A 12,109-nucleotide genomic window follows, 5' to 3' on the forward strand; every position below is an offset into this window, starting at 1 on the left:
ATCTTCAACCCCGCCACCCCCTTATAATGCTCATCATCCGCATCAGAAGCCCCTCATCCAACCGCCCTTCCGGACGGTGCCCCAACCTAACGGAACGCCCCAGGTGAACCCAGCCAACACCGGTCCCATCTATCACATTCCGGACGTTGCCCTCGGCTATGCCCCCACCTGCCATCACCCTGACACCATCAAGGACCTCCACCATTCGCCTTATCCTGTCAAGATTACCCTCTATGGGCCCGCCCCCACCGGAGGTAAGCACATCGGTAACCCCTGGGAACCCCTTAAGCACCTCCGCCGCCGCCACCGGGTCCGACAACTGGTCTATGGCCCGGTGGAACGTGAAGTCCATGGATGGACACCAGGACAGGGCTTCCGCCAAAGCCTTAAAATCCACCTGATCCCCCCGGGTGAACCCCATCACCAGCCCCCTGGCCCCCGCCTCCATGGCGGACAGGGAAAGCCCCCTCATCTCCTCCATCTCCCGAGGGGAGTACTCAAACCCCCCAGCACGCGGACGGATCATCACGTTAACCGGTATGTCAACCCTCTCCACCGCCCGGGCCACCTGCCCCATGTCTGGGCTGAGCCCACCAACCTCAAGGTGCCGGACAAACTCGACCCTGTCGGCGCCACAAAGCTCCGCCAGCTCCGCCTCCTCCGGGGACGTGACTATCACCTCTACGAACACCTAACTTCCAGCCTCCTCTTCCTGGGCCCTCCTGCGATCCGATATCTTTATGAAGGGATACCAGATGAGCATAACCACCAGCATGTCCACGATCTGCAGCACCGCCCCGGACACGCTGCCGGTTATGAGGAACCCCTGTATTATGGGCGGCGTTGTCCAGGGAAGTACCACCCCGGTGGGCTTTGCCACCAACCCTAATGCCATGGCATAGTAGTTTATAACCGTTATAACCACTGGACCTAGGACCAAAGGTACCATGTTAAGAGGGTTCAGCACCACCGGCAGACCGAACATTATGGGCTCGTTTATGTTGAAAAGCCCGGGCAGCAGCGACACCTTGGCGAGCTCCCTATACTGTTTGGACCTGGATCTTATGAGCAATAGGATCACCACCGCCAAGGTAGCCCCAGCACCACCGATCCATACGAGATCAAAGAACTGCTCGGTTATTATGTTAGGAGGCACCTGTCCCGCCTCTATGGCCGCCAAGTTGGCCTCCTGGAGGGGAACCCAAAAGGGCCTCATGATGCCGTTCACTATGGTGCCCCCGTTCAACCCCACGCTCCAAAGGAGGCTTATGGAGAACACGGTGCCTACGGCACCGAACACATTATTGGCCACCATCTTCTGCATCGGGATCGATACCAGATTGTAGATAAACTGGTGCACGTTCCCGTAAGGAGTGCCCAGGAACACAAGCCTTATAAGAAGCATCACCGAAACTATGCAGAAACCGGGCAAGAGAGCCGAGAAGGCCCTCGAGACCGCCGGAGGCACCCCCTCAGGCATGCGGATCACTATGTTCCTCTGGATGAAGAACCGGAACAGCTCGGTCACCAGGATGGCCAGGAGTATGGCCACCAACACGCCGTTAGTCCCATACCAGCCCCCCAAAGTTATCACCCGGTTCACCGTTACGGCGGAACCGTTGACGTCCACCGTCGTGGATATGGGGGATATCAACACAAAGGAGCCCAACGACAGGGCCCCCACGGACAGGGCATCCAACTTGTACGACTGGGCCAGCTTGTAGGCCACAAAGGATACCACGTACAGGGACATCAGATCATAGGTGGCCCGCTTGGGCAATATTATAAACTGGTTAAAACCATCGCCGAACAGCTTGCCCTGCAGCTCCTGCCAGCCCGGAGCGGGGAAGTCCTGTATTATTATGAAAAGAGATCCGATTATCAGGAACGGCATGAAGGCTATGAAACCGTCCCTGACGGCCGCAAGATGCCTCTGTCCCGCTAACCTCACCGCCCAAGGGGCGAAACGGTTCTCCAGGAACTCCTGTACCTTGTTCATATTAAATATCCCTCCCTCACGATAGCTGTCAGGCCAGTCCCGCTTATTGAAGCAAAGCAGACCTTAGAGCTCAGAAGACCTCTTCCGGCGGAAGGTTAAGGCGTCTTTCATAGGCTTCCAGCCAATGGGAAGACGCCTCCTCCACCGAAAGATCCCCATCTTCCCCAGTCGGACGGGCTATGTAGACCTTAGGATCCGAGCAGCTCGAACCCCATGCGAACGAGAACTCCACGTTTGTGGCAACTCCTATGTCGCCCCGAGGGGAACAGCAGATTATCGATATCGCCCCCACCTTTCTACCCCTGCTTAGCACACGGGCTTCAAACTCCCTCAAGGCCCTCCTGGCAGCCCTGTCCGCCGAAAATCCCTCTCCCATCAGGCGAACCGTCTCGTAGGACAATGCCCCCTTCATGATGTCCTCCCCAAGGCCTGTGGCCACCGCAGCTCCCATGCGGCTGTCGCAATAAAGTCCAGAACCGCAGAGCGGGGAGTCCCCAACCCGTCCAGGACGCTTCATGAAAAGTCCGCTGGTGGAGGTCGCGCAGGCCATGGATCCCCTCAGGTCCAACGCCACCACCCCAACGGTGTCATGGCCGTCGTAAGGGGATAGGTTCTCCTCCAACATCCTGCGGCGCCTTATCTCATGGGCCCTCTTGGCCCTTGGGGTAAGCATGTTGCGCATCTCAAATAGCTCAACCCTGGCAAAGTCCTGGGCACCCTGACCCACCAGGAACGTGTTGAATCGCTCGGAGCTCAGCCTTCTTGCCAACATCACGGGGTTTTTTACGTCCCGCACCGCAGCTACGGCACCAAAGTCAAGGGTGTCTCCGTCCATGAAGGCCGCGTCCAACTCCACCTGACAGTCCCCATTGGGCAGCCCCCCAAACCCAACGGACTTGTAACGGGGCTCATCCTCCACCACCTTAACCGCCTCACAGACCGCATCACCAGCACTACCACCCTCCGCAAGGATCCGCCCGCCGAGGGAGATCCCCTCCAAACACATCCTCCAGGTGCCGCCTATGACCCAACCGACAGGGATGACCTGGCTCAACCTGAAACCCTCCCATCATGGATGACCTGATAAAGGTTTATGATCTCCCCCACCAAGGGTTTAGCCAGCATGGCGTTCATCAGGTGATCCTGAGCGTGCACCATCAACATGGTCACGTTGACCTGATCTCCCCGGGCCTCCCCAACGAGGAGGGACGTCTGAACCTTGTGGGCCTCCACTATCAACGCCTCCGCCTGCTCCATCCTCTCCAGAGCACCGCTGAAATCCCCTCCCCTGGCACAGGCGGCGGCCTCCATCATCCTGGAAAACGCATCCCCCGCCATGGATATGATCTTAAAAACCGCCTTCTCGTCCTCTCCCAACCATATCCCCCCTAGGCAAAACTGACTTTAAAAAAATATAAAGGCCCCCAAGTGGGGGCCTCAAACTCTTAATTTCCTAACCATTAGGAAGCAAGACAGCCCATCCGCACCCGAGGACCTCCGGGATCAAAAGAAGACAAGGTCTCCAAACAACCGTTCCATAAACTCCTCATGGGTCCTGCTCCTTAAAAGGCGCCCCACAAGCCCTGGGTCCTCCACCAGACGTCCCACCACCTCGTAAAGGGCCCTGGCCTCCTCCTTAGCACCCCTCCGGGGAGCGAACAGCATGACCAGCCTCACCCGATGATCCCCCCACTGGACGGGACGCCTCAAAATGCCCACTGCCACCGCAGACGTGAAGGCATCCATCCTAACCGAATGAGGCACCGCCACGAGGTTGCCAAGGGACGTGGCAAGCAGCCTCTCCCTCTCAAGAACCCCTTCCCGATACCCCTTAGGCACGACCCCCGCTTCCCACAGAAGCCGGGAAAGAACGTCTATGCTCTCCTCCGGGGACCGGGCTTCCATTGGAGACAGGAACAGGTCCTCCCTGAAGAGACCTTTAAGCACATCCGCCAACCCCTTCAGCTTCGGCCTTACAAACAACACCGTCTCCAACGCCTCTTGATCACGGCGGTCGAAGAACGGGGACACTTGAACCACCGGTATACCCTCCATCTCCATGGGAACGGTGGAGACCACGCACTTCAGATCCATCACCTTAAGAAGCGGGCGCTGAGCAAAAGAGAACGGCCCAAGCAGCCTGACCCTTCCACCATAGAGAGCATTGAGCTTATCCATCAGAAGCCTCGCCGACGCCTCCCCAGATGGGCAAACCACCGCCAACCCGATGCGCCGTTCCTCCTCCCGGGCCATTCGCTCGAAGGCCCCACCAAAGTGCATGGCCACAAAACCCGCCTCATCCTCCTGAAAATCCAGGCCGGAAATGCTAGAAAGGTGCTTCAAAAACAACACCGCCACCTCAAACGTGAGGGGATAACGGCGGCGAAGGTCCTCCAACATCGGGTTCCTAACCCAGTGACCCAAAATGGCCCTGCGGCGAAGCATCTTCACGTGCAGTGCAAGGCCTGTCACCAAACGATCGTCCCCGGTGAAATCGAATCCACACTCCTCCGCCAGCTTCACAAGGGCCCATTCGGTCAACGTGAGGTAGTAAGAATCCTGAAACGTCCTCAGTCTGTCTCGGGTAAAATCCCCAGGAGACCTCCGACGGAACAGGGATATCAGACACCCAAGGTACCGGACATCCGCCTCATAAACCTTAAGCCCCAATCCTTTAGCCACCAGGGATAAAACCTCCCTGGCCGTCTCCAGGTCATGGGGACACATAAGCCAAGAGCCGTCATCCAAATCCTCCGGCAACATACCCTTCGAAGACCTCAAAACCGAAAAGACCGCGCATATGAAGATGTTCACCCTGTCCAGGTCCGAGAAACCCCTTGCCTCCGAAAGAACCTCCGACACCTGGGAGAAAACGCTCTCCGGAACCTCCATGCCAAGGGAATCCATTAGCCCCCCAAGTCCCACGGAACCCCATGCCTCTTCCTGCAAAACCCAGGCAAGGAACCTTCGCTTCTCCGACTCGGCCCCCTCTACCTCCAGCGTAAAACCCCTTTGCCTTAAGCTCAACTTAAACCCCAAGCCCCTGGCCTCCTCCTCCGCAGCCCGAAGGTCCGAGAGGACCGCGGACTCGCTCAAGCCCGCCTCCTCCCCAAACTGGTAAAGATCCAGCGGCACCTTGGACATGACAAGACGGAGGAATACCCCCCGGGCCCTCTCCACGGGAGGACATTCCGCCGGCAAGGGATTGCGGACGGAAGAGGGAACCTCAACCCCCCTTGATCTCTCAAGAAGGTAACCCTTTGACCTGGAAGACCTTATGGGCCTGAACCCCCAGACCGGCTCCGCCGAACGGTTTATCTGTTTGACCTCAGCCCTTATGGTCCTATCGCTTACCCCAAGGGCCATGGCGATCTCCGAGGCCTTTGCCCAACCGGCCCGCTCCTCCAGGTATCTCATCAAGGCCTCCTGCCTACGGGTGAAAAAAGGCACCTGGTCGATCACACCTCCTCGTTGAGCACCAGCTCCGCAAGCTCCGAAGCCAACCTTCCCAACTCCAGTAGAACCCTCTCCACGTTCCATATCCTGCTCCTGTCCCTCTCACCGGAGCTTATCCCGTCATACAGCCCAAAACCCCTATGGGACAAGGGCTCGAAAACGGACACCGCCCTGGCGGCCATCTGCTTGTCCCCCAAGACCCAAGCCCCCACGGAGGCGCTCAATACCTCCCGAACCACGTCGATGGACCTCCAAACCCCTTCGATGGCCATGAGCTCCCGGGACCTAGCCACCTCCGCCATCAGGGGGTAAAGATCCCTCGTAAGGACCACCCCCATGCTCCTTAGACACAGCAGGACCTGGGCAAGCCTGCGCTTCCTCTCAATGCCCCTAGGGCTTGGATCCTCTATAACGTCAAGGTACTGGATACAGGAGTCCGCCAGGTCCACCATGCCGTCCTCCGCAAAGGGCTTTAACCTAAGCTCCACCGAAGGATCCGTCTGGAGCTGCCGCAGCATCCCCATGAACCGGTCCTCCATGTCCGCAAGGCGCCCCATCTCCTTCTCCAGCAGCCTATAGGCCACCTCTGGGAAACCCGCCAGGGCGTCATCTATGTACGCCCTCTCCCCGGGACGCCTGGCCGTCCCCGCAAGGACCGTGGAGGCCTGCGCAAGCCACCCGGTCAGCGGGAAGAGGGCCAAACCGTTAACCACCGTTAGAAACCCCATGAAGGCCGGTATCCCCAAGACCGGCGGCAACCCCGCCCTGGCGGCAAAGGGGCCAACCAAGAAAGCCCCCATCACCCCCCCCAGGACCTTGTATATCCCCGTGGCCCATGCAAGCCTCCGGGCAGACAGCTTCTTCCCGATGCTCGCCAGCATCACCGGGCCAAAGGACCCACCGTGTGAACCCACCACAAGCCAGCAGGCCTCCTTCAGCCCCAGCACCCCCGATGAAGCCATGGCTATCCCCAAAGCCACCACCGCGGAACTGCTCTGAAAGGCACAGGTGGCCAAAAAGGCCCCCAAGGCCAATAGCAAGGGGCGGTCCGCCAGGTACCCCACCAAAACCCGGGCCCCCGGGGAGGACATGAGGGGCGATACCCCGGTCTTTATGAGCAGCATTCCCACCAACACTATCCCCATCCCGCGAAGAAGCCCCCCGTAACGGGAGACACCGGATGGAAAGTTCGATGCCCCAGCCCCTAATAACAGGAACCCAGGACCAAGGTACGAAACGTCCAGGCTGAGCAGGAACGTCACCATTGAAGCCCCAACGCTTGAACCCATCATGGTTACTATCGAGGACGAGAAGCTGAGGGCCCCTATGTCCACCAAACCCATGGCGAAGCTGGTGGCCACGGAGCTGCTCTGGGAAAGAAAGGACAAGACCCCCCCAAGGACCAAGGCCCCCAGCGGGTTGGCGGCAAAACGGGCCATGAGGGCCCGTTCCCTCTCCCCCAGGGCCGCCCGGCTGGCCCTGGAACTCTCATCCACCCCGAACAGGAACAGGACTATGCCCCCCGCAAGGATGAGAAGGTGCCCCAACCTCTAAACCTCCCCCTTAAGAAGCCTCTCCATCAAAGCGTGCCTCAGCCCTCTTGCGCTCACCACAACCCCTTCGGAGTCAAAGAGCCTCACCGCCTCCAGGGCTATAACCGCACCCCCAAGGGCGATGTCCGCCCTCTTGGGATGCATGCCCGGTATGGAACGCCGCTGTTCTCCGGTCATGGAGGCGTACATCCCATGCTGCCTCTCAAGCTCACCGCGGGACAGAAAAAAACCATGCACCCTTTCCGGGTCGTAGCTCTCAAGCCCCAAAGCCACGGAGGCCAAGGTGGTGAAGGTACCACCCACGCCGCAAAGGGGAACGTCCCTGTTTGGAAGGTTGAGCTCCCCCAACCCTGCCACCAGGGCCTCCCGGGCCCTCACGTGGGCCGCCTCCAGGGCCTCCCCGGAGGGAACCACCCGGGGGTCCAGAAAGAGGTCGGTGAGGAAGAGGGCCCCCGCCTCCACGCTCACCGCCCCCAGGATCCCCTGGTGGCCAAAAACCATCTCGGTGCTTCCGCCGCCTATGTCCAGCACCAACCGCGTCCCCTTGAGGGCCGAGGCCTCGAAGGAGAGCTCCGCCTCCTCCTGGCCGGATATTATCCGCACCTCCAAGGAGCATCGATCCTTGATGGCATTTAGCAGCTCGTCCCCGTTGGAAGCCTTCCGGAACCCCATGGTCCCCACCGCCAGCAGGACCTGGACATCCAAGGCCTCGCAGATCTCCAGCATTTGCCCCACTTCCTGCACCGCCCGGTCCATGGCATCCCGCAGAAAGCCGCCGGTGAGCGCAAGGCCGTCCCCAAGACGCACCACCTCCTGGCGGTCCAAGAGGACCTTCATGCCCCCCTCGTCCCCTTCCGCCACCAGGAGTTTGAAGGAGTTGGTACCAAGATCCATCACCGCTGCCCTCATCCCAAGGCCCCCAATTCCAAGGAGTTTAGGTTATCATGCAGCATAGTAATACATGCCGCCGGAGCCGGGCAAAGCTCCGGGGCTCGTTGAGCTTAGGAGGTGGCCGGTGGGAAGGTTCTTCATACCCTCGCATCAAGCCTATGGGGGCCCCCAGCTGGAACTGGGAAAGGGGGTAAGGCGTTTCCTGGAGTCCATGGGGTTCATACCCCCGCAGCTGGACGGGAGCGGATGCATACTGCACGTGTCCGATACCCCCTCATCCACCTACGGCTACATAAGGCGGGCGGTTTTATCAATGAGGCCCATGATGGTTATCCACACCGGGGACGTGGCGGACGAGGTCAAGGTTGGACTTTGGCCATCCTTGAAGGACGAGTACGTCCGAAAGATAGCCAAGCTCTCTAAAACCCTGGACGTCATCAGGGACATCTCAAGGCTCCTCATCACCTGCGGCAACCACGACCTGGAGGAGGTGCTTAAGGAGCTCATCCCCTGGGCGGAGGTATACCCACTTAGGGCCTTAATCACCGTCAACGGCAGGTCCGTGGCGGCCTCCCACAGGCACTCGGACCTGGGGGAGCTCGGGGACGCAAACCTCTTCGGCCACGACCTGGATCTGAGGACCTCCACGGACGGGGACAGGATCATGTTGAACGGCATCGAGCGGATGAGCCTCTTGGACACCAACACCTGGTCGGTACGATTCATAACGGTACCCCCCGGGCACCGACGACGAACGGACACTGCGCCGCCGGAGGGGGCTATAACCATACTCACACCCCGATGGCCGCCGGCTGATCCGAGGGCATCGAAGGCAACCAAGGGGGCAGGGGACACAACCGGAGGTGGTACGAATGCTTTCACTGGTACGAGGAGGGCCTAAGGTGCTCGTGGTGGAGAGCACCGCTTCGGAAGGAAGGATAAGGGAACTGGAGGATTTCATGACCAGCCGCTGCGTACCCTGGCAGCTGGACCCTCTTTCCGCGGTGGAGTCGATAACGGAGGAGTCCACCCTCATCATATTCATGGCCTCCGGGGACAAGCCAGCCATGAAGGTGTACTCCACGAACACCCCGCCGGAGGACCTTTTATGCCATCTCATAAACTCAAGGCTCTGCGAGGCGGTGGACAACGTGTGCACCGCCCCGGGGACCGCGGTCATGCGGCTCTTGGGGGACGTGGACAAGGCGGCTGCAAGGATAGCCAAGGACCTTGGGGGGGAACTGGTGGACAGGCCCCACGCCCTGGCGTGCCCCGTCGGCACCAGGACCATCATATACTTCACCCAAAGCCCGCTGAACAGGCCCCTCCGGATGGAGGAGCTGCATCCCCTTGCGGTTATGGTGGAACGCCCCTGCTCCGAGGTATTAGGGCGTCTTAAGGAGAACGCCATGGACTACCTAAGCATGGCCATGGGTACCCCGGACTGGAACCACGTGGAGATCAAGATATACGACGCAGCGGGGAGATATGACCTGCACTACCAGAGGCTCATGGGGGCAATAGAGGGCTTGGACGCGGGGCTGGTCCTGTCCGAAGCCTGGGGGAGGGATCAGGCCTTCATACTCATGAGCGTGCCGGTCTACGTGGTTAGCCTCTTCACCCCCCTCCCCCCTTCGGAGGTGAAGGAGATCTGCACGGCCCTGGAGTACTCTCCGAAGGGGGATAGGTGGGTGGACCTGGACGTGATCCACCAGGGCAAGAAGGTTAGCTGGACGTCCATGGGACAAGGGAAGGGGGACACGAGGGACTCCTTGGGGCTCTCCCTCCGGGAGAAACTGCTGCCCCGCATGTCCCCCCAGGGGCTGAAAAGGCTTATGGAGGCGGAGTCCAAGCTTATGGAGAACCCGTGAGGGCCCTTCGGATGACCCTCAGCGGGTTCTCCCAGAGAAGCTTTTCCGTCAGCCTTGCCCCCAGCCTGCCCGCAAGTACCTCCAGGGCATCCCTGGCCTCCCGGTGGCTCATGAAGAGGTCCTTGCGGACCCCTTGGTAGAAGCTCTCGAACCTGTCGCAGAGGTCCAACCCAAGGGCGCAGGCATCCTCCCCCGCCAGGTCCACCACCCGGGTTATGTGACGGTACATCCCCTCCACCGGGTCGTCGAAGCCCACGAAGGATCCGTGGGCGTTGAACCCCACAACGCCTCCCGAACGGCCCAGGGCCTCTATGTGCCGGTCCTCAAGGTTCCTTGGGTGGGGGCAAAGGGACCGGCAGTTTGAGTGGGAGGCCCAAATGAAAGCCCCCATCCTCAGCAGGTCCTCCACCCCAGGGTCGTTCAGATGGCTTACGTCCAGGGCGATGCCCTTTTCCATCGCTGCCCCCACAAGGGCCAACCCCCGGGAAGAAAGCCCGCCGGGGGAGAGAACCACGCCTTTGAGATCCGTCCCTTCCGCGAAGCCGTTCCTGCGGCTCCAGGTGAGCCCCATGGACGCAAGGCCGTGGTACCTGAAAAACCCCAGGAGCTCCTCTGCCCCCTCAAGGGGCTCCGCTCCCTCCATGGAGGGCACAAGGCCCAGGGTCCCGCTGGAAACACACCTCTCAAGCTGGTCAGCATCTCTGACCAGGGCAAAGGCCCCTTCCGCCTCCCTCTCCTCCTCCAAAAGGCACTGCAGCTGGAAGAGCGCCTCCTCCAAAGCCCTTGGTACCGATAGATCGTCCACGAACAGCGTAACCACCAGCAGCCTAAGGCCGCTATCGAGGAAGTCCCTGAGGAAGATCCTCCTTACAACGTCCCGCTCCCCCCGGCGGCGTCTTACCGCCAGGTCATAGGGAAGGTCACAGTGCATGTCCACCCATCTCATGACATCGAACACCCCCAGCATGGTCCTCCAATGATAAACCCAGGGATACGTGGAATCCAATTGGCAATGGCATAACGGGAAGCCCCGGATGGGCCGAAAAATAGAGAGCAAGGACGAGAATTAACCTAAACTGGATGGGACGAAGCCCTTAGAATAGGGGGTGGCAGGGGATGACTAGACCATTAGCGCTTCTCAGCGGGCCGAAGGACGAGCGGCTGACCCTTCGCAAGGAGGCCGCGGAGGCGGAGGCGAAGGGAACTGAGGTAGGGAAGGAAGAAGGAACACCCCAGGATCCCATGGAGGAGGTCCGAAGGGCGGAGGAAAGGATCTACGCCTCCATGGACCGGGTGATGGTGACCCATCACAGGACGGTGCAGCGGTCCATGGAGGAGTACAAGCTGAAACTGAAGAAGAAGATCCTCGAGGCGGAGATCAAAAGGAGACGCGATCAGGACCAGGAACTGCTGAGCCTCGCGGTGGTGGAGGCTTTAAACCACAGGAACCTCTTAAAGGCCAAAGTTCTTAAGAGGAACGCGCCCCATGGCGGTAGGAGGTAAACCCCTCGAGGGCTTCCTTGAACTGTTCCCTGGAGAGGGTAGCTGGGGTGCCAACCGATCGGGCCCTCCAGTAGACCTCGCACAGGAACTCAAGGTTAACCGCCAGGTCAAAGGCCTCCTCCGGAGTCTCCCCCGCCACCACCGCCCCATGGTTGGCAAGCAGAACCCCTTTTACGCCGGAGGACATCGCCCTGGCGGCCTCGAGGGCAAGCTCCTGGGAGCCGAAGGGCCTGTAGGGCACCACCGGTATGTACTCATCCCCAAAGGCCGCGAGGTAGTAGTGAACCGCTGGCACCTCCCACTTAAGGCACGCCAACGTGGCGGCGAACCTTGAATGGGTGTGGAAAACCGCACCGACCTTAGGGTTAGCCTTTAATATCTCAAGGTGCATCCTCCACTCGCTGGAGGGCTTTCCCCCCTTCAGGTGTCGGCCCTCCATGTCCAAAACCGCCACGTCATCGGCCCTAAGGGCCCCGCAAGGGAAACCGGAGGGCTTGAGGGCCCAAAGCCCATCACCGCAGCGCACCGACAGGTTCCCTCCGGTGCCGAACACAAGCCCCCGCTGCTCCAAGAGCGTCCCATACCTCACCACCGCATCCCTAGCTAGATCTAAATCCAAAGGGCACTTACCCCCCATGGTCATCACCCCCGGAGGAATCAACCACAAAAACCGGTGGTTTGCAAGACCCCCAAGGGCCCTTAGCCGGCCGCCATATCCGATTGATGAAAGCAGCACAAGGGATGAGCATTTTTTGATTTATGTAAGGATATTGTATCCATCGACACCCCTAATAAGGGATAATATAATCATACTTGTCAATTATATAAGTTAAAAA

12 protein-coding genes are annotated in these 12,109 nt (G+C 59.8%); 3 read left to right on the top strand and 9 right to left on the bottom strand.

Features of this window, described 5'->3' with window-relative positions; genetic code table 11:
* Positions 1-4: 4 nt before the first annotated feature.
* The 7 genes from THEVEDRAFT_RS07250 to THEVEDRAFT_RS07280 form a co-directional block, all read right to left on the bottom strand.
* Positions 5-691 carry a copper homeostasis protein CutC gene (locus THEVEDRAFT_RS07250; RefSeq protein WP_006584069.1) on the bottom strand — a complete coding sequence of 229 codons (687 nt, stop codon included), beginning with the start codon at positions 689-691 and terminating at the stop codon, positions 5-7.
* Positions 692-1,999 (bottom strand): PTS sugar transporter subunit IIC, encoded by a 1,308-nt coding sequence (locus THEVEDRAFT_RS07255; protein ID WP_006584070.1) that lies wholly within the window; start codon positions 1,997-1,999, stop codon positions 692-694.
* Between the two features lie 70 nt (positions 2,000-2,069).
* Positions 2,070-3,053 (bottom strand): glycosylasparaginase, encoded by a 984-nt coding sequence (locus THEVEDRAFT_RS07260; RefSeq protein WP_006584071.1) that lies wholly within the window; start codon positions 3,051-3,053, stop codon positions 2,070-2,072.
* Positions 3,050-3,376: a PTS sugar transporter subunit IIA gene (locus THEVEDRAFT_RS07265; RefSeq protein WP_006584072.1), complete on the bottom strand. Its 327-nt coding sequence runs from the start codon at positions 3,374-3,376 to the stop codon at positions 3,050-3,052. The genes THEVEDRAFT_RS07260 and THEVEDRAFT_RS07265 overlap by 4 nt, the downstream gene beginning before the upstream one ends.
* A 126-nt stretch (positions 3,377-3,502) precedes the next feature.
* Positions 3,503-5,539, bottom strand: a complete 2,037-nt coding sequence (locus THEVEDRAFT_RS07270) for a BglG family transcription antiterminator (protein ID WP_083830711.1) — start codon at positions 5,537-5,539, stop codon at positions 3,503-3,505.
* Complete coding sequence (locus THEVEDRAFT_RS07275; protein ID WP_006584074.1) at positions 5,458-7,002, bottom strand: Na/Pi cotransporter family protein; 1,545 nt, start codon at positions 7,000-7,002, stop codon at positions 5,458-5,460. Before THEVEDRAFT_RS07275 ends, THEVEDRAFT_RS07270 begins: the two co-directional genes overlap by 82 nt.
* Before the next feature lie 3 nt (positions 7,003-7,005).
* On the bottom strand, positions 7,006-7,917 hold the full coding sequence (locus tag THEVEDRAFT_RS07280) for a Ppx/GppA phosphatase family protein (RefSeq protein ID WP_006584075.1): 912 nt from the start codon (positions 7,915-7,917) through the stop codon (positions 7,006-7,008).
* Positions 7,918-8,023: 106 nt separating this feature from the next.
* Here THEVEDRAFT_RS07280 and THEVEDRAFT_RS07285 point away from each other — a divergent pair, with 106 nt between their 5' ends.
* Positions 8,024-8,800 (top strand): metallophosphoesterase, encoded by a 777-nt coding sequence (locus tag THEVEDRAFT_RS07285; protein ID WP_006584076.1) that lies wholly within the window; start codon positions 8,024-8,026, stop codon positions 8,798-8,800.
* Complete coding sequence (locus THEVEDRAFT_RS07290; RefSeq protein ID WP_040825411.1) at positions 8,772-9,770, top strand: hypothetical protein; 999 nt, start codon at positions 8,772-8,774, stop codon at positions 9,768-9,770. Before THEVEDRAFT_RS07285 ends, THEVEDRAFT_RS07290 begins: the two co-directional genes overlap by 29 nt.
* On the opposite strand, the gene THEVEDRAFT_RS07295 is transcribed toward THEVEDRAFT_RS07290, so the two are convergent.
* Positions 9,754-10,776 (bottom strand): dipeptidase, encoded by a 1,023-nt coding sequence (locus tag THEVEDRAFT_RS07295; protein ID WP_245522638.1) that lies wholly within the window; start codon positions 10,774-10,776, stop codon positions 9,754-9,756. The two genes, THEVEDRAFT_RS07290 and THEVEDRAFT_RS07295, sit on opposite strands and share 17 nt — an antisense overlap.
* A gap of 110 nt (positions 10,777-10,886) precedes the next feature.
* On the opposite strand from THEVEDRAFT_RS07295, the gene THEVEDRAFT_RS07300 reads away from it, so the two are divergent.
* On the top strand, positions 10,887-11,273 hold the full coding sequence (locus THEVEDRAFT_RS07300; RefSeq protein WP_006584079.1) for a hypothetical protein: 387 nt from the start codon (positions 10,887-10,889) through the stop codon (positions 11,271-11,273).
* On the opposite strand, the gene THEVEDRAFT_RS07305 is transcribed toward THEVEDRAFT_RS07300, so the two are convergent.
* A complete protein-coding gene (locus tag THEVEDRAFT_RS07305; protein WP_245522639.1) occupies positions 11,239-11,934 on the bottom strand; it encodes a class II aldolase/adducin family protein in 696 nt (231 codons plus the stop codon). The genes THEVEDRAFT_RS07300 and THEVEDRAFT_RS07305 overlap by 35 nt on opposite strands.
* Positions 11,935-12,109 lie beyond the last annotated feature (175 nt).

Source organism: Thermanaerovibrio velox DSM 12556 (assembly GCF_000237825.1).
Classification (GTDB): Bacteria; Synergistota; Synergistia; order Synergistales; family Synergistaceae; genus Thermanaerovibrio; species Thermanaerovibrio velox.

Excerpts from the sequence above, each read along its gene's own strand:
- THEVEDRAFT_RS07255 (WP_006584070.1), bottom strand. The coding sequence starts at position 1,999 with ATGAACAAGGTACAGGAGTTCCTGGAGAACCGTTTCGCCCCTTGGGCG.
- THEVEDRAFT_RS07270 (WP_083830711.1), bottom strand. The coding sequence starts at position 5,539 with ATGGAACGTGGAGAGGGTTCTACTGGAGTTGGGAAGGTTGGCTTCGGA.
- THEVEDRAFT_RS07280 (WP_006584075.1), bottom strand. The coding sequence starts at position 7,917 with ATGAGGGCAGCGGTGATGGATCTTGGTACCAACTCCTTCAAACTCCTG.
- THEVEDRAFT_RS07290 (WP_040825411.1), top strand. The coding sequence starts at position 8,772 with ATGCTTTCACTGGTACGAGGAGGGCCTAAGGTGCTCGTGGTGGAGAGC.
- THEVEDRAFT_RS07300 (WP_006584079.1), top strand. The coding sequence starts at position 10,887 with ATGACTAGACCATTAGCGCTTCTCAGCGGGCCGAAGGACGAGCGGCTG.